The organism is Curtobacterium sp. 24E2, from assembly GCF_016925595.1.
Taxonomy (GTDB): Bacteria; Actinomycetota; Actinomycetes; order Actinomycetales; family Microbacteriaceae; genus Curtobacterium.
Genome location: NZ_CP068987.1, coordinates 2,076,886 through 2,095,391 on the forward strand (window position 1 = coordinate 2,076,886; position 18,506 = coordinate 2,095,391).

Consider the following 18,506-nt stretch of genomic DNA (forward strand, 5'->3'; position numbering starts at 1 on the left):
CACGGGTGTGGGAGCCGTTCGTCGTCTGGGCGTCGAGGCTACTGCGCCTCGGGAACGTCGATCAGGACCTTGCCGACGGTGTCCTGCTCGACGGCGTCGTGTGCGTCCGCGGTGCGGGCGAGGTCGAAGCGGGTGAGCGGCAGACCCGCGTCCGCGCCGACCGGCAGCACGCCGTCGTGCAGCGCCTCGGTGACGTCCTCGGCCGCGGCGGCCAGGGCCTCGTCGCCGATCGTGTAGAGCAGCAGGAACTGGTAGCGCGCGTTCACGCTCATGTTCGGGCGGATCGGCAGCGTCGCCTCGTCGCCGCCGTTGTTCGCGTAGATCGACACGACGCCGTGGTTCGCGAGGACGTCGGCGACCAGTTCGGCGTTCTGGGGGATCGACACCTCGACGACGATGTCGACGCCGTCGGGCGCGATCTCACGGATGCGGGTCGCGGCGTCGTCCTGTCGGTAGTTCACGACGTGGTGGGCACCCGCCCCGGTGGCGAGGGAGGCCTTGTCATCCGAGCTGATCGTCGTGATCACCGTCGCGCCGGCCCAACGGGCGAGCTGGATCGCCGCGTGCCCCACCGCTCCGGCACCCCCGGCGACGAGCACCGTGACGCCGTCGAGCGCACCGGGGCCGAGTCGTGCGGGGCCGTCCTCGTGCGTCGTGAGGGCGCGGTGCGCGGTCATCGCCGGGACACCGAGCGAGGCGCCGACGTCGAAGCTCGTCTCGTCGGGCAGGCGGACCGCGCGGGTCTCCGGCACGACGGTGTACTCCTGCGCGGTGCCCGTCGGGCGCGAGGCGGCGGCCATGAAGAGCCACACGCGGTCGCCGACGGCGAGTTCCTCGACACCCGGGCCGACCGCGTCGACGACACCGGCGCCGTCCTGGTTCGGGGTGATCTCGGGGAAGGGCAGGCCGTCGCCGTAGGTGCCGCCCGCCCGTGCCTTCCAGTCCGTGGGGTTCACGCCGGAGACGACGACGCGGACGCGGACCTCGCCGGCGCCGGGTTCGGGCACGTCCCGCTCGACGAGTTCGAGGACGCTGCTGTCACCGGGCTTCGTGTAGACGATCGATCGCATGTCCCCAGGCAACCACTTGCCGCCGTCTGGGATTCCGAGTGTGGGCGTGGCGGCACTTCGTGAGCAGGAATGGTCGAGTGGACGCTGCCGACCCGACCATTCCTGCTCACGAAGCGCCCCGGCACCCGCCGCGCCCCGCCGCACGCGCCGCGCCCCGCCGCACGCGCCGCGCCCCGCCGCCCGCGCCCCACCGCACGCGCCGCGCCCCGCCGCCCGCGCCCCGCCACCCGCGCCGGGTCAGCGCGCGTCGTACTCCACGCGCGACACCGCGACGTCGTCCATGTGCGACGTCGCCCACGCTTCGAGCGGCTCGAGCACCCGACGGAGCGACCGGCCGCGATCGGTCAGTTCGTACTCGACGTGCGGCGGGATCTCGGGGAACACCGTGCGGGTGACGAGCCCGTCCCGTTCGAGCGCCCGGAGGGTCTGCGTGAGCATCTTCTGCGACACACCCTGCACCCGGTTCGCGATCGCCGAGTACCGTTGCGGCCCGTCGGCGAGGGTGCCGATCGTCAGCACACTCCACCGGTCGCCGATGCGGTCGAGCAGCTGCCGGCTGGGGCAGTCCGCCGCGTAGGGGCTGTACTCGAGCGCTGACATCCTGGCCTCCGTGACGCGAGCTCCATTACGCACCGTGAGGTGCCTACTTACTCAAAGAGAGTAACTCTTGTACGGTGAGCAGCACCAGCCCCACGAAAGGAACAGCATGACCAGCATCGTCGTCTTCGGAGGCACCGGCTACGCCGGCTCCGCCATCACCCGCGAAGCCCTCTCCCGTGGCATCGCCGTCACCGCCGTCGCCCGCGACACGAGCAAGCTCGACGCCGCCGAGGGCCTGACCCTGGCGCAGGGCGACGCCTTCGACGCCGACTTCGTGGCCGAGGTCACGAAGGACGCCGACGTCGTCGTCGTCGCACTGCACGCCGTCCAGGCCGACGGTAGTGAGCTCAAGGACCGGTTCCAGCACTTCGTCGACGCTGCGGCCAGCGCCGGTGCGCGTCTCGGCATCGTGGGCGGCGCCGGTTCGCTGCTCGTCGCCGACGGTGGACCGCGCCTGTTCGACTCGGCCGAGTTCCCGGACGCGTTCAAGGGCGAGGCGAAGAGCCACGCGCAGATCCTCGACGCGCTCCGCGCCTCGGACACCGACGTCGACTGGTTCTACGTCAGCCCGGCCGCCGGCTACGGCAGCTACAACCCGGGCGAGCGTCGCGGAACGTACCGCACGACCGACGAGGTCCTGCTGACCGACGCCGAGGGCAACTCGGACATCTCCGGCGACGACTTCGGCCTGGCCTTCGTCGACGAGATCGCGAACCCGGCGCACCACCAGGCGCGTTTCGGCGTGGCTTACTGAGGCAACCGTTCACCGGACGGGAGGCGCGTGGCGGGGCCGCCCCGTGCCTCCCGTCCGTCCCGGACCGCGTCCGCGCCCGGTTGCGGGCATTGCGCCCCTGTGTGTCGGGGCGCAAAGCCCGCAACGGTGCGCAACGCCTTGGCGCGTGGCGGACGGGAGGCCCGTGGCGATGCCGCCACGGTCCTCCCGTCCGCGGGGTGGGCGCGTCCACCGCCCCGCTCAGTGGGCGACGATGGCCGGCAGCGGCACGTGGTGGCGCATGCGCACGGCGAGGTGCAGGCCTCCGCGGCGGGCGAGCACGAGCGCGATCACGGCGGCGGCCGCGGCCGGCACCCCACCGGCGACCATCATCCCGACGTGCGCCCCGAAGTGGTCGACGACCTGGCCCATGAGCGGCCCGCCGATCGCCTGGCCACCGAGCAGCACGAGCACGTAGAGCGACATCACCCGGCCGCGGATCGCCACGTTCGACGACAGCTGCACGAGCGAGTTCGACGCGGTCTGGAACAGCAGCTGCGACATCCCGACGGCGACGAGCGCCACGGTGAACGGCGCGATCACGGGGATGGACCCGGAGACCACGAGCAGCACCCCGGTCAAGAACACCCCGCCGACGATGGTCCGGAGCCGCACGACCGCCCGACGTGTGGAGAGCAGCGCACCGACGAGCGCGCCGATCGCCACGGCCGAGTTGAACACGCCGTACCCGGCGGCGCCGACGTCGTACACCTGTGACGCGAAGGCCGACAGCAGCACGGGCATCGTCAGCGCGAACACCGAGAAGAACGCGACGAGGATCACCGGCACGATGATGGTCGGTTTGTTCACCGCGTAGCGGAGCCCCTCGATCAGCTGCCCCTTGCCGCGGGGTGCCGGGGGCGTCCGGTGCAGCTCCGAGACCTTCAGGAACCCGAGCGTCACGACGACGGCGACGCAGGCGATGGCGTTCACACCGAAGGACCAGCCGGCCCCGACGGCGACGAGCAGTGCGCCGGAGAGCGCCGGGCCGATCATGCCGCCCAGCTGGAACACCGACGAGTTCACACTGATCGCGTTGCGGAGGTGCTGGTGTCCGACGATCTCGGTGACGAACACCTGGCGGGCTGGGTTGTCGATCACGGTGACCATGCCGACCAGGAACGCGATAACCCATATGTGCCAGGCCTCGACCACCCCGGCGAGCGTCAGCACGGCGAGCAGCGCGGACAGCACCGCGAAGGCGCCCTGCGTGATCATCATCAGCGCGCGCTTCGAGAACCGGTCGACGAGCACGCCGCCGAGCAGCCCGAACAGCAGCATCGGCGCGAACTGGCAGGCGACGGTGATGCCGACCTGCGCGACCGAGCCGGTCAGCTGCAGGACGAGCCAGTCCTGGGCGATGCGCTGCATCCACCCGGCGGTCATCGCGACGAGGTTGGTGGCCGTGAACAGCCGGAAGTTCGGCACGGACAGGGCGATCAGGGTGTGCCGCCAGGGCGGGCGGGTGGCCTGGATCGGGAGTGGTTCGGTGGGCGGGGGAGGGTCGTCGATGACGCACTCACGGTGAGGGGTTCTCCGGACGTCGTTGCGGATCTGGTACCCCAACGAAACTACGTGGCCGCGCGCCATTCGACACCCCTATGGTGGCTATCAATCCATTGCGATGTCGAATGACCGCGCGAACGACCGCGCGAACGACCGCGCGGACGACCGCGCGAACGAACGAGGTGCCCGTGCTCGATCCGGTCTTGCTGCAGACCTTCCTGGCCGTCGCCGAGACGCAGAGCTTCACGCAGGCCGGAGCCCGTCTCGGCATCAGCCAGCCCACCGTCTCCCAGCACGTCCGACGTCTCGAGACCGCCGTGTCCCGCACCCTCGTCGCCCGCGACACCCGTGGCGTCACCCTCACCGACAACGGCGACGCGATGGCCGGCTTCGCCCGGACGATCCTCGCGGCGCACGCCACCGCGGACGCCTACTTCTCGGGGTCGGCGACGCGTGGACGCCTCCGGTTCGGTGCGGCTGACGACCTCGCGATCACGCAGTTGCCGCGCATCCTCCGCGACTTCCGGCGGCTGCACCCGCAGGTGAACCTCGAGCTGACGGTGAACCAGTCGTCGCCGCTCCTGCGCCGGGTGCACGCCGGGCAGCTCGACCTGGTGTTCATCAAGCAGACCGCGGGGAGTCCGCCGAGGGGACCCGGGTCGCGACCGACCAGATGGTGTGGATGGCCCAAGACGGCATCGCGGTCGAACGCGACGAGCCCGTACCGCTCATCGCGTACCAGGCGCCGAGCATCAGCCGGCAGATGGCGATCGACGCCCTCGAATCAGCCGGCCGCACCTGGCGGATCACCTGCAACACCCGCGACGTCAACGGCGTGCTGGCGGCGGTGCGGGCGGGGATCGGGGTGGCGGTGTTCCCGCACTCGCTCATCCCGGCGGACCTGGTGAAGGTGTCGCAGCGGCTCGGACTGCCGGACCTGCCGGCGGTCGACTACGTCCTCATCGCGAACCCGACGGTGCAGCGCGAGCCGATCGACGCCCTGACGAACGCGATCCTGTCGCGTGGGGTCGTCCGCGCGGTCTGACCGGGCCAGCCGAGGGCCGGTGCCAGGAGACGCCGGCGTCCCGAGACCCTACGGTGCGACGGTCGGGGTCGTCCCGGTCCCCGTCAGGTCGGGCAGCGTCACCCCGGCGAGCGGCAGCAGCGCCGACGCGACGGCCCACAGCAGCACGAGCGTCCCGACGCCGCCGAGCACGGCGCCGAGCAGCGCGACCGGCCGCTGCCACGTCGCCGCACGGTCGCGCAGCGTCACGAGCGACACCACCAGCGCGAGGAGTCCGAGCACGACGCCGACACCGTGCACGGTCGCCGGCGCGGTGAACCACCACGCCGCGAGTCCGAGCGTCGCGATGCCCGCCACGGCGCCCAGGACCGCTCCCGGGGTCGCGCCGAGCGCACGGCGCGGCTCCGGCTGGGCGGCTGCGGCCACGGGCTGGTCGAGCAGTTCGGTCGGGAGGCCCGGCTCGGCCCCGACGGACGAGCTCGCCTCCGCCACGGGTGCGGTCGAGGGCACGGTGGCGTTCGTGGCCGCGGGTGCAGCCGCGGACGCCGGCGCCTGCAGGACCGCGTCGAAGGACCGCACGTGGGCGGACGCCGGGGTCGGTGCCGAGGCCCCGGCAGCGGCGGCCTGCTGGTGGGCGAAGCGGCGCGGCGTGCGGAAGCCGATCGGGCCGACGGGTTCGGGCTCGGTGCCCTCGACGACGACGTGCTCCAGGCCGGGCACGGAGAACCGCGGCTGTCCGGCGGAGGGCACGGGCGACGGTGCGGGGGCCGCTGCGGTGCGGGGAGCGGCGTCGATCGGTGAGACCGGGGCCGGTGCGGAGGCCACGGCGGCGGTGTCGAACGGCACGGTGTGCACGGTCGGAGAGGTCGGGGCCGGCGGCAGGAGGTCCTGCTGCGGCGGGTAGTCGGGGACGGTGACGTCGTCGTCGACCAGGGTGGCGATCGACGCCGGCTCCGGCGTCGGCGCTGCCGTCGGGGCGAGCGTGGCCGTCGGCTGCGGGGCGGAGCCGAGCACGGTGGTGGGAGCCGGCGCACCGTGGGCGGGGCGCGACGTGGCGGGGGTGGGGCGGGCCTCCTGGCCGGTGCTCGCTGCGGAGTCAGAGGCGACCCGCCCGGCGGACGCGGCCGGTTCGACGGACGGGAGCCGCTCGACGGACGCGGCCGGTTCGACGACCGGTGCGGTCACCCAGGACGGGACGGGACGGCGTGGCCGTTCCGAATCCTGCATGCGATGCGACGCCACTGCGGTGCTCCCTTCGTCGACTGATCCATCGTCAGTTCTAGCGGCAACGGTCGCGGATGTCGCAGCCCCAGTTCCGGGGTCGCCGGTACGTTCGGGGCATGACCGGAATCGAACACCGTCCACTGGGTCCCTCGGGGCTCGTCGTCTCCACCGTCGGCCTCGGCTGCAACAACTTCGGGCGGCCGGGGACCGCCTCCGAGTCGCAGGAGGGCACCGACGCCGTCGTGCGAGCGGCACTCGACGCCGGGGTCACGCTGTTCGACACGGCCGACATCTACGGCGGTCGGCCCGGTATGTCCGAGGAGATGCTCGGCCGGTCGATCGCGGGGCGGCGTGACGAGATCGTGCTCGCGACGAAGTTCGGCATGGACATGCAGGGCGCGAACGGCCCGGACTGGGGTGTGCGCGGGTCGCGGCGGTACGTCCGGTTGGCCGTCGAGTCGTCGCTCCGTCGCCTCGGGACGGACTGGATCGACCTGTACCAGATGCACCGTCCCGACGACGTGACGCCGATCGAGGAGACGCTGTCGGTCCTCGACGACCTGGTCCGCGAGGGCAAGATCCGCTACGTCGGCCACTCGAACTTCGCGGGGTGGCAGATCGCCGAGGCCGAGCTGACCGCCTCGATCGCCGGCACGACGGCGTTCGTGTCCGCGCAGAACGAGTACAGCCCGCTCGCCCGTGCCGCCGAGGCCGAGGTGCTGCCGGCCGTCCGCGCCTACGCCCTCGGGTTCCTGCCGTTCTTCCCGCTGTACAACGGGCTGCTGACCGGCAAGTACACGAAGGCCGGGGTCCGGCCGACGGGCGCCTGTCGACGTCGAAGCCGCAGCTGCTCGAGGACGCCCCGTGGGACGTCCTCGACGACTACCAGCGGTTCTGCGACCACCGCGGCGTCACGATGCTGCAGGCGACGTTCGCGTGGTTGCTCGCGCAGCCGGGGCTGTCGAGCGTCATCGCGGGCGCGACGAAGCCGGCGCAGATCACGCAGAACGTCGAGGCCGGCACCACGTGGGAGCCGACCGAGGACGACCTCGCCGACATGACGGTGATCTTCGACCGGGCGTAGGCGGCGGGCGCCGGTCGCCAGGCCCGAGTCTCGGGGTGGGCGACAGTTCTCGCGGCGGTCGGCCCGAGGACTGTCGCCCAGCGCGAGTCTCGCCGCGGCGGGGCCGAGACTCGTGGGCGTCAGCGGGTGGCGGCGGAGAGCGCCTCGCGCAGCTGGTCGGCGGTCAGGCGCGGGCCGTAACCGGGGGTGTCCCGCTGGATGCGCCAGCCCTCGGCGAGGGGCCCGGCGTCGACGACGTCGAAGCCGAACTCGTCGATGAGGTCCGCGGTGACCTGCTTCGCCTCGGCGTCGTCGCCCGCGACCACGAGGGCGCGGCGGTCCGGAGTGCCGGCCGGGGTGGCGTGGCCGGTCAGGTCTGCGGCGCCGATGTGGTTGAACGCCTTGACGACCCGGGCGCCGGGCAGGTGGTCCTGCAGCAGCTCGGCCGTCGTCGTCGACTCGTCGTCGAGCGCCGGGATGTGGCCGTCGCGCTCCCAGTAGTAGTTGTTCGTGTCGATGACGACCTTGCCGACGAGCGGGTCCGCCGGGATCGTCTCGATGGCGGCGAGCGGCACCGTCACGACGACGACCTCGCCCGCGGCGGCTGCTTCGTCGCGGGTGGCCGCACGGGCCTGGTCGCCGAGTTCGGCCACCAGGTCGGTCAGGGTCTCGGGGCCGCGTGAGTTCGCGATCACGACCTGGTGGCCGTGCTGCACCGCGAGCCGTGCGAGTTGGGAGCCGATGTTGCCTGCGCCGATGATGCCGATCGTCGTCATGGTGTCCATCCAACGCTCGGCGGCCACGAGCATTCCCGGGGCACCTGCGCCCCGGGCGGAGCATGATGGCGGCATGGACCACGAGTTCCGCGACGAGACCGACCAGGACCGCTACGCGATGTACGTCGGCGGCGAGCTCGTGAGCGTGCTCGACTACCGCGAGAACGGCGACGCGATCGCGTTCCCGCACACGTACACGGTGCCGAAGCACCGCGGGCACGGCTACGCGGCCGAGCTCGTCGAGTACGCGGTCGCCGACGTCGAGAGGAACTCGACGAAGCGGGTCGTGCCGATGTGCTGGTTCGTCGGCAAGTGGTTCGACGAGCACCCCGAGAAGTCAGACCTGCTCATCCGCAGTGCCGCGGACTGAGCCGACGCGAGGAGAACGCCTCATGCCCACCATCACCCCCTTCCTCTGGTACGAGGACCAAGCCGAGCAGGCCGCCCGGTACTACGTCGACCTGTTCCCCGGCAGTTCGGTCGACAGCGTGGCGAAGACCCCGGACGGCGCGACCCTGGTCGTCGAGTTCACGTTGCTCGGGCAGCCGTACCGGGCGATGAACGGCGGACCCGGACACCCGCACACCGACGCCGTCTCGTTCCAGGTCGACGTCGACACGCAGGACGAGCTCGACCGCATCTGGGACGCCCTGCTCGCCGACGGCGGGAAGCCGAGCATGTGCGGCTGGTTGTTCGACCCCTGGGGTGTCGCCTGGCAGGTGACCCCGTCGATGATGGGCGAGCTCATGACCGGTTCGGGTGACCCCGAGGCGAACGCCCGTGTCTTCCAGGCGATGATGACGATGCAGAAGCTCGACATCCCCGCGCTCCGGGCCGCAGCTGCAGGTCACTGAGCCCGAACCTCGCGTACCGCCCGGTATGGTGTCGGCACGGAAGACCGTCGGCCGGCGCCGGCACCGACAGGCTGGAGCCACGATGGACCACCCGAGCTCCGGGATCCGGAACAGCGAGATCGGCCGGGCGTACACCGAGCTCGCCCGCATCACCCGACGCGCGAGCATCCGTGCCCGCGGGTCCGACCAGGCGCTGAGCGTGGTCGACCAGTCCCTCGTCGACTTCGTGGTGCAGCACCCCGGCTGCATGGCCATCGACATCGCCCGGTACCTCCGCCTGAACCGTTCGACGATCTCGCGGCAGCTGTCCGGGCTGCTCGCGACGAAGCTCATCGAGACGACCGACGGCGGCACCGGCAACGCGAAGCCCCTGGTGGTGACGGACGCCGGTCGCACCGCGCTCGAGCGCTCCGTGCAGCTGCACCGCGACGCGCTGGAGGAACGGCTCGCCGGCTGGTCCGACGACGACATCGCCCTGCTCGCCGGACTGCTCGAGCGGCTCGGCGCCTCGGACGAGGCCGGGCTGCCGATGCCCGGACGCACCCCGACGTGACCACGTCGTTCGTCCTGCTCTCCGACACGCACCTGCCGAAGCGGGCGAAGGACCTGCCCGCGGCGCTCTGGGCGGACGTCGATGCCGCCGACCTGGTGGTGCACGCGGGGGACTGGGTCGACCTCGACACCCTCGACTCCGTGCAGGCCCGATCCCGCCGGTTCGCGGGCGTGCGCGGCAACAACGACGGCCCCGAGTTCGACGACCGCCTGCCGGTCGTCGCGCACTTCGCGGTCGAGGACCTGCGGTTCGCGCTGGTGCACGAGACCGGTGCCGCGACGGGCCGGGAACGCCGCATGGCCGCCGAGTACCCCGACGTCGACGTGCTCGTCTTCGGGCACTCGCACATCCCGTGGGACACCGTCGCACCGTCCGGGCTGCGGCTGCTCAACCCCGGCTCGCCGACCGATCGCCGTCGGCAGCCGGACTTCACGTGGATGCGCGGGACGGTGACCGGCGCGGACCTGGCCGTCGAGCTCGTGCGCCTGCCGCCGCCCCCGCGCTGAGGCCACCGACCTGGCCCGTTCGCGAAAGCGACAGATCCCCGCGGAACATCGGCGGACGTCTGTCGCTTTCGCGGGGTGGTCGGCGGCCGTCAGCGCCGAAGTGTCGCTTCCGCGGCAGCGACCGTGGCGCCGGCAGCCCCGGCCAGCGGCATCTCGAAGAACGCCAGCTCCCACTCGGTCGAGCGGCGGAACGCCCGCGCCATCCGGCCCCGCTCGGCCGGCGTCGCTGATGCCGCCATCTCCTCGACCAGCCGGGTCGCCTCGGCACTCGACGCCGCGAACCCCGGGTCACCGTAGGCCGTGATCCAGTCCGCGAACGCGTGCCCGTCCGGCGCCGAGCCGAGCTGCGCCCCCACCCAGGCGTAGACCCGGAAGCAGGGGAGCACCGCCGCGGCGAGCACGGCTGCCGACCCGGAGTCCGCCGCCTGCTGCAGGTGTGCGAGGTACCCGGCACAGGTCGGGTGGACGGGGTCGTCGGCGTGGGTGCCGGCGAGGCGTCGGTGGTGCAGGTCGCGGGCCTCGGCGGCGCACCCTCGGACGCCGCCGTCCAGAAGGCCGCAGCCGCAGGACCGCGACCAGCGCCGGCAGCCGCAGCGCCGGCAGCCGCAGCGCCGGCAGCCGCAGCGCCGGCAGCCGCAGCGCCGGCAGCCGCAGCGCCAGTACCAGCGCCGGCAGCGCTCGACGCCAACGCGGCCAGGTGCTGCTCGTAGGCCCGCAGGTAGTGCACGTCCTGCGCGAGGTACCCGGCGAACACGTCCGCGTCGAGCGACCCGTCGCGCAGCCCGACCAGGAACCCGCACTCGATCGTGGCCTGCAGCACGGCGCTGACGTCGGACCACCACACGTCGGCGAAGGGGACCACGGGCAGCAACGCTCGGACCACGGCGCCGTGGTCGATCGGCCCGTTGCCGGACCCGACCTCCAGGGCGTCGGCTCCGCGCAGGGCCGCCGTCAGCCAGGGCTTCGCCACCCCGACCGCGAGTTCCCAGTCCCCGTGCCGAGCGGCGAGCGTCGCGATCGCACTCGACAGGGAGCACCCGGTGCCGTGCGTGTTGGCCGTTCCGACGCGGGGAGCGGTGAACCCCCGAGCGGACCCCGACGGCGACACGAGCACGTCGTCGGAGGTCGGCCCCTCGTCGTGCCCGCCCTTCGCCAGCACGAGCACGTCCCACGTCGACGCCACGAGCCGCGCAGCGTCCAGCGACGACAGCGACGCCGGCGCCGGAGCCCCCGCCAGCTCCGCCAACACCTGCAACTCGGCCCGGTTCGGCGTCACCAGGTCGGCCAGCCCGAACAGCGCCCCCATCGCCGCGGCTGCGTCCTCGTCGAGCAACCGGTCACCACTCGTCGCCACCATCACCGGGTCCACCACGACCACGGGCGGCCGGTGCTCCCGCAACCAGTCCGTCACGACGCGGACGACCGGTGCCGTGCCGAGCATCCCGATCTTCACGGCGTCGATCGTCACGTCGTCCGACACCGCGTCGAGCTGCTCCCGCAGGAACGCGACGTCCGGCACGTGCACCGAGCGCACCCCGTGCGTGTTCTGCGCGACGAGGGCGGTGATCACGCCCATGCCGTACCCGTCGTGCGCCGCGATCGCCTTGAGGTCGGCCTGCAGCCCGGCGCCGCCCGTCGGATCGGTCCCGGCGATGGCCAGGACGCGCGGGACGCTCACGACTCCGCCCCGTGGTGCGACGAAGCCCCCGACGGGAGGAACGGATCGCCCGCCGCGAGCCGCCCCGGCTCCGCCCCGTGGCCGGGTCCAGGTCCCCACGCGGCCACGTACGCGGCCGCTGCGGACCCGGGATCGGCTGCGGCGCAGATGCCCGACACGATCGCGACCCCGGCTGCACCCGCCGCCCGGAGCGGCGCGACGTCGTCGAGGGTCACCCCGCCGATCGCCACGCACGGCAGGTCCGTCGCCGCCGCGAGCCGGGCGAACCCGTCGTGCCCGAGCGCCGGCGGGTGGTCGGCCTTCGTGGTGGTGGGGTGCACGACCCCGACGCCGAGCAGGTCCACGGTGCCGCGGGGCAGCCGGGCGACGACGGCCAGGTGCTCCGGGGTGTTCGCGGTCAACCCGACGTGTGCGTTCGGCCCGAGCAGGGCACGAGCAGCGGTCACCGGCACGTCCGACTGGCCGAGGTGCACCCCGGCGACCCGGTGTCCCGCGTGCCGAGCGGCGAGGGCGACGTCGAGCCGGTCGTCGACCACCACGCTCGCGCGGTCGCCCACGGCATCGGCGACGGCAGCAGTCAGTGCCAGGAGGTCCCGTGCCGAGGCGTCCTTGTCGCGCACCTGCACGATCCGGACCCCGGCGTGCACCGCGGCGCGGACCACTCCGAGCACACCGACACCGTGCCGGTCGGCCAGGGTGCCGTCGGTGACCAGGTACACGCCGGAGTTCCCCGGCAGCCCGCTCATGCCGGCACCACCAGGGACGCGGGCTCGGCCTCGACCGTGATCCGGGCCTCGCGGACGACGTCCTCGGGGGTGAGCGACGCCAACCGGTCGAGGAACAGCGGCTGGAAGGTGCCAGGGCCGCCGGCCTCGCGGGCGGCGAGCTCCGCGGCGATCGTGTGCACCGCGGTCGCCGCGACGGCGGCCGCACCGGCGTCGTCGGGCGCGACCGACGTGAACGCGGCGACGACCGCGCCGAGGGCGCACCCGCCCCCGGTGATCCGCGTCAACAGCTCGGTGCCGTTCGCGACCCGGACCACACCGGTGTCCGGCGCGACCAGCAGGTCGACGGGACCCGACACGGCCACCGCGGCCACGAGCCTCCCGGCCGCCTGACCGGACACGGCGTCGACCGCAGCCGCACGGGCGTCTTCGGTACCCACGGTGCTGTCGACACCGCGGCCGCCGGCCGACGTGCCGAGCAGGGCGAGGACCTCGGAGGCGTTGCCGCGCAGCACCGTCGGGTGCAGCGCGAGCAGGTCGCGGGCCAGGGCGGTGCGCACCGGCAGGGAGCCGACCGCGACGGGGTCGAGCACCCAGGGGTCCCGGCGTCGCGGGCGGCGTGTGCGGCCTCGAGCGACGCGACCCGGGGTTCGGCGTGCGGGGTACCGGTGTTCACCAGCAGGGCGTCGGCGACCCGGGCGAACGGTCCCGCCTCGGTCGCCACGTCGACCATCGCGGGCGAGGCCCCGAGGGCGAGCAGCACGTTCGCGGTGACGTTCTGCACCACGGTGTTCGTGATGCACTGCACCAACGGGCTCCGGGCCCGGACGGCCTCGAGCAGTTCGGCGGTTCGGTGGGCCCAGGCAGGGAGGGCGCAGCGGATTCCATGGACGATCCCTTCGCGAGTACGAGCTCGAGCAGGTTCGACGGGTGTGATCTCAGCCGCTGGTTGCGGCACCCCGTGTCTCGATCGACACCGTACACGAGCAGCTGCGCCGTGCCACGGCTCGTCGTCTCCGGCCCCGTCGTCTCCGGTCACATGCCCTGCACCGTGTGACAGGGTTGGTGTGTGCCAGACTCCACGCCTCCCGGACCGCCACCAGGCCCCCGCGACCCCGGCGATGCCTGGGCGGTCGGTCCTGATGGCACCAAGGCCTGGGGACTCTTCGGCGCCGCGGGGCTGCTCGTCGACGACGGCGCCGGACGCGTGCTCCTGCAGCACCGCGTCGAGTGGAGTCACCACGGCGGCACGTGGGGCATCCCCGGCGGCGCACGCCACCAGGGCGAGGACGCCGTCACCGGAGCACTCCGCGAGTCCGCCGAGGAAGCCGGCGTGCCGCACGACGGCGTCGACCTGCGCCACACGGCACTGCTCGACCTGGGGTTCTGGACCTACACGACCGTGGTGGGGCGTGCCGCTCGGCCGTTCGAACCGGTGATCGCGGACCGCGAGAGCCTCGCCCTGTCCTGGATCCCCGTCGACGAGGTCGAGGACCTGCCGCTGCACCCCGGGTTCGGGGCGTCGTGGCCGGCGCTCCGCGCGTCGATCACCACCACCCCGCACGTCGTCGTCGACGCGGCGAACGTCGTCGGCAGCGTGCCCGACGGATGGTGGAAGGACCGGGCGGGAGCCGCTGCACGCTTGCTGTCGTCGGTGACGGCGCTCGCCGTGTCCGGGGTGACCGCCGACGTGCTGGCGCTGCCGTTCGCCCGGTGGTGGCCGCGGTGGACGGTGGTGCTCGAGGGCGAGGCCCGGGCGGCCTCCGGGTCGTCGGACGGCGCCGACGTGCCCCGTGCACTCGACGTCGTCGCAGCGCCGGGTTCGGGGGACGACGCCGTCGTGGACGCCGCTCGTGCCGCGGTGGAGGCCGGCGACGGTCCCGTTGTGGTCGTCACGGCCGATCGCGAGCTCCGTGCGCGCGTCGAGGCGCTCGGTGCCGTGGTGCACGGGCCGTCCTGGCTGCGCGACCAGTTCTAGCGGCGGTACGCCGTCGGCGCACGGTGCGAGGTCGCACGGCGCACGGTGCATGGCGTCCGGCGTCGGCGTCCGGCGCACGGTGCGAGGTCGTTCGTTCGGTGCTGGCTTGATCGCTCCGTGCGCCGCATCAACCTCGCACCGAGCGGCCGGTGTCGCACGGACTGACGCACCGCGCACGGTGCGGTGCCCGCACGCGCCCCCGTGCCCCCGCACGCCGCGCCCCCGCGCCCCAGCACGCCGGCGTGGCCGCGCCGCGCCCCTACGCCGTCGGCAGGTACCGCCGCGACGACACGAGCACCGCGCACCACGACACGACACCGAGTCCGACGATCACCCAGAGGACGACCGGCAGCGCCACGACGTTCGCGATGCCCGCGATCACGGCAGGCGCCAGGAACCCCGCGTACGCCGCCGCGTAGAACACCCCGGTCAGTCCGGCCAGGTCGCGGGACCCGGCGATCCGCTGCACCTCGAGCAGCGACGACACCAGTGCGAGCCCGATCCCGACGCCGATGACGACGTTCGCGACGAGTCCGACCACGACGGACTGCAGTTCGATCGCGACGACGACCACGGCGATGCCGGCGGTCATGCACGCCAGGGCCGTCGTGAGTCCGCGGGCCGAAGTCAGCGAGTGCACGCGCCGCGCGAGCGGTTGGACCGCACTGGACACCCCGAGTGCGACGACGGTCGCGGCGGTGGCGAACAGCAGGCCCCACGCGCCGGTGGCCCCGGTGAGCCGGGTCGGCAGGTAGCCGTACCCGATAGCCGCCGAGCCGAAGATCCACGGGGCGGTGACGAGCACCACGCGGGTGAACCGTCGGTGCCCGGCGCTCGGCACCCGCAGCTGGCGCCACCACGGACCGGGGACCCCGCCGGAGCGGTTGGTCTCGGGGGTGCGCCAGACGACGACGGCGAAGGGAAGGGCGACGATGATGTGGACCAAGAAGGGCAGCACCTCGGGGATCGGTCCCCACTGTGCGATGAGCCCGGCCACCAGCGCCCCCGAGGCCGAGCCGAGCGTGAACGCCAGCGAAGCCCGGCGGGCACCGGACCCGGCGTCGGCGGTGGGGTCGAAGCGTCCCTGCGACAGCTCCTTCACCCAGCTGTTGCCGACGGCCATCGCGATGCCGATGGTGATGCCGGAGAACAGCCGCCCGGCCGCCAGGAACCCGGGGCCGAGCGGTCCGAGCGCGAGCAGTCCGCTGCCGACGACGGCGGACACGATGGCGGCGAGCATGAGGGCCTGCGGCCGTGCCGGTCGGACAGCGACCCGGCGACGAGCAGCGCCGGCGCGAGGCCGAGCACGTAGACGCCCAGGAAGACGTTGACGACGACCGACGAGTAGTGCTCGCGGCCCTCGTACATGAGCAGCAGGGGCGAGAACTGGTTGCCGCCCCACGAGCAGACGAACACCGCGCCCCACACGGCGACCCAGGGCATCACGCGCGCCGAGGGGACGGACAGCGAGCCGGTGGTGGGGATGCTCCCCGTCGCGCTCACAGGGCACCCCGGTGCGAGGCGACGTGGGCGCGCAGGACCTCGGCGTAGCGGGCCGCGTCGCCCGCCGCCAGGGCTGCCGCGAGGGCTCGGTGGTCGTCGAGCGAGGCCTGCAGCTGCGACGGCTGCACCCGCATCAGCTGGTGTCGGAGCCGGTTCTGCCGGTCACGGAGCGTCTGCGCGAAGCGCACCGCGATCGCGTTCCGCGACGCGCCGATCACCGCACCGTGGAACGCCGCGTCGACCTCGATGAACCGGTCGACGTCGCCCGTCGCGACCGCCTGCTCCTGCTCCGCCAGCATGGCCTGGAGGCCCGGGGTGACGTCCGCCACGCGGCCGTCGGTCACGACGCGGGTCGCCGCCGTGGCCTCGATCGCCTCGCGCATCTCCAGCACGTCCGCCGCCTCGTTCGGGGACATCGGGCGCACCACCGCACCCTTGCGGGACTCCAGGGTGAGCAGGTCCTCGGCGGCCAAGCGCAGGAAGGCCTCGTGCACGGGGGTGCGGGACACCCCGATCTCCTGGCACAGGGCGTTCTCGCTGATCGCGGTGCCACCGGGGATGTCGCCGCGGATGATCGCCCGTTTGACATGGTCGTACGCGCGATCGGATGCGGCCTGGGTCGTCGTGTGCTGCTCCACGGTCGTCGATCGTACGCTCTTGCATGCAACGCTGCATGCCGTCATGTGACGTGTTGTTCACACCACCGGGTCACATGCGGCGGCGCACGTCGATACGCTGGCCGGACGTCAACGGAGACGCACACACAGGAGGTTCCCCTTGGAGCGGATCACCAGGGCCGACGACCGAGTCCACCGCCCGGCCGGTCCGTGGACACCGACCGTCCACCGGCTGCTCGCACACCTGCACGAACAGGGGTTCGTCGCGGCGCCGGAACCGATCGAGCACGGCGACACCCTCGAGACGGTGTCGTTCGTCCCCGGGGTCGCGGGGAGTACCCGTGGACCGAGGACGTCGCGAGCGAAGCCGCCCTCGTCACGAGCGCCCGACTGCTCCGGCAGTTCCACGACGCCGCAGCCACGTATCCGCTCGACGCAACACGCGACCTCTGGTCACAGGCGGTCCGCGCCCCAGTCGAGACGATCGTGCACGGCGACTTCGCGCCGTACAACTGCGTCTACGACGGCATCCAGGCCGTGGGCCTCATCGACTTCGACACCGCACACCCCGGCCCCCGGGTCTGGGACGTCGCGAGCGCCGTCTACCGGTTCGCCCCGTTCACCACCGGCGCCGTCGAGGGCATGACCGCCCCGGACCTCGACGACCGGCTCGCCCGCGCCGCGGAGTTCTGCCGCGCCTACGACCTCGACGACCGCTCCCGCAGCGTCCTCGCCGAGACGATGACCGCGTCCCTCGTCGCGATGGTCACCACCATGGAGACCGAGGCCGCCGCCGGCAACCCGAAGTTCGTCAGCGACCTGGCGCACGGGCACGCCGACCTGTACCGGGCCGACGTCGCCTACATCGAGCAGCACGCCGACGCCATCGCCGCCGCCGTCGCGTGACCCCGACCCCTGCGCAGCTCCGCGCGATGCGGCTCGCCGCGCAGGGGATCGCCGCCCCCGGACCCAGCCCCACCGCGACCGTCGAACGGATGACCGCCGTGCAGGGGCAGGACCTCGGCCAGGTCCTCTGGGCCATCGGGGTCCGCACACCCGGGGCGAGTCGTGACGACGTCCGCGCCGCCTTCGACCACGGCGAGCTCGTCCGCTCCTGGCCGATGCGGGGGACCCTGCACGCCATGCGACCCGACGACCTGCGGCTCCTGCTCTCCCTGACCGCCGAACGGACCCTGCGCACCATCGCCCGACGCGCCACCGAACTCGGCATCGACCAGCCCCTGCTCGACCGAGCACGGGACGCCACCGTCGCCGCACTCTCCGGTGGCCGCGCGCTCGTCCGCGACGAACTCTTCGACGAGTACCGCGCCGCCGGCATCGACCCCACCGCCGGCCGCGGCTACCACCTGCTGCTGCAGCTCTCGCAAGAGGGACTCGTCGCCTGGGGGCCCACCGCCCGCGTCGGCCAGGGACTCGTGCTCCTCGACGAGTGGGCACCCGCGGCCGCCGAGGTCCCCGACCGCGACGAAGCACTCCGCCGGGTCCTGCTCGGGTACCTGCGCGGTCGGGGACCCGCCACCGAGGTCGACGCCGCCAGCTGGACGAAGCTCCCGCTCGGAGACCTCCGCCGTGCCCGAGCCGCCGCCGGCGCCGCCGTCGAGGACCTCGGCGACGGACTCCTCGCGCTCGCCGACCGTCCCACCCCCGGCGGCACCCCCACCGGCCACCTGCTGCCCGGGTTCGACGAGTACCTGCTCGGGTACGCCGACCGCTCCGCCCAGCTCGACCCCGCACACGCCGACCGGGTCGTCCCGGGCGCCAACGGCATGTTCCTGCCCATGGCCGTGATCCGCGGGCGGGTCGTCGGCACCTGGAAGCGGAGCGAGCGCGCCAGCGGGGTGGCCGTCACCGTCACACCCTTCGCGGAACTCGACGTCGCATCGGTGCGCGCGCTCGAGGCGGCCGCCGCCCGGTACGCGCGGTTCCTCGACGCGCCCGTCGCGTTCGGGGTGGTGGAGGCGACCAGCCGCTGACCGCAGCCTCCCTCGCCAGCTCCACCGCACCTCCAGGCCGTCCCCAGCAACCACGCGGCGGAC

The 18,506-nt window shown here is 73.3% G+C and carries 17 protein-coding genes, 4 pseudogenes and 1 riboswitch; of the genes and pseudogenes, 10 read left to right on the forward strand and 11 right to left on the reverse strand.

The features are described from left to right. Positions 1-38: 38 nt before the first annotated feature. Together JN350_RS10335 and JN350_RS10340 are read right to left on the reverse strand one after the other, a co-directional pair. The gene (locus JN350_RS10335; protein ID WP_205462140.1) at positions 39-1,070 is read right to left on the reverse strand and encodes an NADPH:quinone reductase; all 1,032 of its coding nucleotides are present in this window, start codon (positions 1,068-1,070) and stop codon (positions 39-41) included. 237 nt (positions 1,071-1,307) lie between these two features. Next, the gene (locus JN350_RS10340) at positions 1,308-1,670 is read right to left on the reverse strand and encodes a winged helix-turn-helix transcriptional regulator (RefSeq protein ID WP_111086871.1); all 363 of its coding nucleotides are present in this window, start codon (positions 1,668-1,670) and stop codon (positions 1,308-1,310) included. A 106-nt stretch (positions 1,671-1,776) separates the two neighbouring features. Between JN350_RS10340 and JN350_RS10345 the strand changes: the two genes are divergently transcribed. Continuing rightward, positions 1,777-2,424 (forward strand): NAD(P)-dependent oxidoreductase, encoded by a 648-nt coding sequence (locus tag JN350_RS10345; protein WP_205462141.1) that lies wholly within the window; start codon positions 1,777-1,779, stop codon positions 2,422-2,424. A gap of 219 nt (positions 2,425-2,643) precedes the next feature. Here JN350_RS10345 and JN350_RS10350 read toward each other — a convergent pair whose 3' ends face one another. Next, positions 2,644-4,008 (reverse strand): MFS transporter, encoded by a 1,365-nt coding sequence (locus JN350_RS10350; protein WP_240347263.1) that lies wholly within the window; start codon positions 4,006-4,008, stop codon positions 2,644-2,646. Positions 4,009-4,136: 128 nt separating this feature from the next. Here JN350_RS10350 and JN350_RS10355 point away from each other — a divergent pair. Continuing rightward, positions 4,137-4,993: pseudogene (locus tag JN350_RS10355) on the forward strand (LysR substrate-binding domain-containing protein). Positions 4,994-5,041: 48 nt separating this feature from the next. On the opposite strand, the gene JN350_RS10360 reads toward JN350_RS10355, so the two are convergent. Continuing rightward, a complete protein-coding gene (locus JN350_RS10360; RefSeq protein ID WP_205462143.1) occupies positions 5,042-6,157 on the reverse strand; it encodes a hypothetical protein in 1,116 nt (371 codons plus the stop codon). A 155-nt stretch (positions 6,158-6,312) separates the two neighbouring features. On the opposite strand from JN350_RS10360, the pseudogene JN350_RS10365 reads away from it, so the two are divergent. Then, a pseudogene (locus JN350_RS10365) lies at positions 6,313-7,280 on the forward strand (aldo/keto reductase). Positions 7,281-7,399: 119 nt separating this feature from the next. Here JN350_RS10365 and JN350_RS10370 read toward each other — a convergent pair. After that, positions 7,400-8,035 (reverse strand): NADPH-dependent F420 reductase, encoded by a 636-nt coding sequence (locus JN350_RS10370; RefSeq protein ID WP_205462144.1) that lies wholly within the window; start codon positions 8,033-8,035, stop codon positions 7,400-7,402. Between JN350_RS10370 and JN350_RS10375 the strand changes: the two genes are divergently transcribed. The 4 genes from JN350_RS10375 (at position 8,034) to JN350_RS10390 (ending at position 9,948) form a co-directional block, all read left to right on the forward strand. Then, positions 8,034-8,405 carry a GNAT family N-acetyltransferase gene (locus JN350_RS10375; protein ID WP_461964404.1) on the forward strand — a complete coding sequence of 124 codons (372 nt, stop codon included), beginning with the start codon at positions 8,034-8,036 and terminating at the stop codon, positions 8,403-8,405. The two genes, JN350_RS10370 and JN350_RS10375, sit on opposite strands and share 2 nt — an antisense overlap. 22 nt (positions 8,406-8,427) lie before the next feature. Next, positions 8,428-8,889 carry a VOC family protein gene (locus JN350_RS10380; protein WP_205462146.1) on the forward strand — a complete coding sequence of 154 codons (462 nt, stop codon included), beginning with the start codon at positions 8,428-8,430 and terminating at the stop codon, positions 8,887-8,889. A gap of 82 nt (positions 8,890-8,971) precedes the next feature. Further along, entirely contained in the window at positions 8,972-9,442 is a 471-nt protein-coding gene (locus JN350_RS10385) for a MarR family winged helix-turn-helix transcriptional regulator (protein WP_205462147.1), read from the forward strand. Further along, on the forward strand, positions 9,439-9,948 hold the full coding sequence (locus tag JN350_RS10390) for a metallophosphoesterase family protein (protein ID WP_205462148.1): 510 nt from the start codon (positions 9,439-9,441) through the stop codon (positions 9,946-9,948). The genes JN350_RS10385 and JN350_RS10390 overlap by 4 nt, the downstream gene beginning before the upstream one ends. An 89-nt stretch (positions 9,949-10,037) precedes the next feature. On the opposite strand, the gene JN350_RS19405 is transcribed toward JN350_RS10390, so the two are convergent. The 4 genes and pseudogenes from JN350_RS19405 to thiM form a co-directional block, all read right to left on the reverse strand. Continuing rightward, positions 10,038-10,790, reverse strand: a complete 753-nt coding sequence (locus JN350_RS19405; RefSeq protein ID WP_461964406.1) for a thiaminase II/PqqC family protein — start codon at positions 10,788-10,790, stop codon at positions 10,038-10,040. A 59-nt stretch (positions 10,791-10,849) separates the two neighbouring features. Then, positions 10,850-11,725: pseudogene (thiD, locus tag JN350_RS19410) on the reverse strand (bifunctional hydroxymethylpyrimidine kinase/phosphomethylpyrimidine kinase); the annotation flags it as partial. After that, the gene (gene thiE, locus JN350_RS10400; protein ID WP_205462150.1) at positions 11,623-12,372 is read right to left on the reverse strand and encodes a thiamine phosphate synthase; all 750 of its coding nucleotides are present in this window, start codon (positions 12,370-12,372) and stop codon (positions 11,623-11,625) included. The pseudogene thiD and the gene thiE, both read right to left, overlap by 103 nt. Next, positions 12,369-13,234, reverse strand: a pseudogene (gene thiM / locus JN350_RS10405) (hydroxyethylthiazole kinase). Before thiM ends, thiE begins: the two are co-directional and overlap by 4 nt. After that, positions 13,228-13,323: riboswitch (TPP riboswitch) on the reverse strand. Its footprint overlaps the pseudogene before it by 7 nt. A gap of 97 nt (positions 13,324-13,420) precedes the next feature. Here thiM and JN350_RS10410 point away from each other — a divergent pair. Beyond that, entirely contained in the window at positions 13,421-14,329 is a 909-nt protein-coding gene (locus tag JN350_RS10410) for an NUDIX domain-containing protein (protein WP_205462151.1), read from the forward strand. Positions 14,330-14,588: 259 nt separating this feature from the next. On the opposite strand, the gene JN350_RS10415 is transcribed toward JN350_RS10410, so the two are convergent. Further along, the gene (locus JN350_RS10415) at positions 14,589-15,569 is read right to left on the reverse strand and encodes an MFS transporter (RefSeq protein WP_205462152.1); all 981 of its coding nucleotides are present in this window, start codon (positions 15,567-15,569) and stop codon (positions 14,589-14,591) included. 259 nt (positions 15,570-15,828) lie between these two features. Next, positions 15,829-16,470 carry a GntR family transcriptional regulator gene (locus JN350_RS10420; protein WP_205462153.1) on the reverse strand — a complete coding sequence of 214 codons (642 nt, stop codon included), beginning with the start codon at positions 16,468-16,470 and terminating at the stop codon, positions 15,829-15,831. On the opposite strand from JN350_RS10420, the gene JN350_RS10425 reads away from it, so the two are divergent. After that, the gene (locus JN350_RS10425; protein ID WP_240347264.1) at positions 16,420-17,355 is read left to right on the forward strand and encodes a phosphotransferase; all 936 of its coding nucleotides are present in this window, start codon (positions 16,420-16,422) and stop codon (positions 17,353-17,355) included. The genes JN350_RS10420 and JN350_RS10425 overlap by 51 nt on opposite strands. Beyond that, the gene (locus JN350_RS10430) at positions 17,352-18,443 is read left to right on the forward strand and encodes a winged helix DNA-binding domain-containing protein (RefSeq protein WP_205462155.1); all 1,092 of its coding nucleotides are present in this window, start codon (positions 17,352-17,354) and stop codon (positions 18,441-18,443) included. The genes JN350_RS10425 and JN350_RS10430 overlap by 4 nt, the downstream gene beginning before the upstream one ends. The last annotated feature ends 63 nt before the right edge of the window (positions 18,444-18,506 follow it).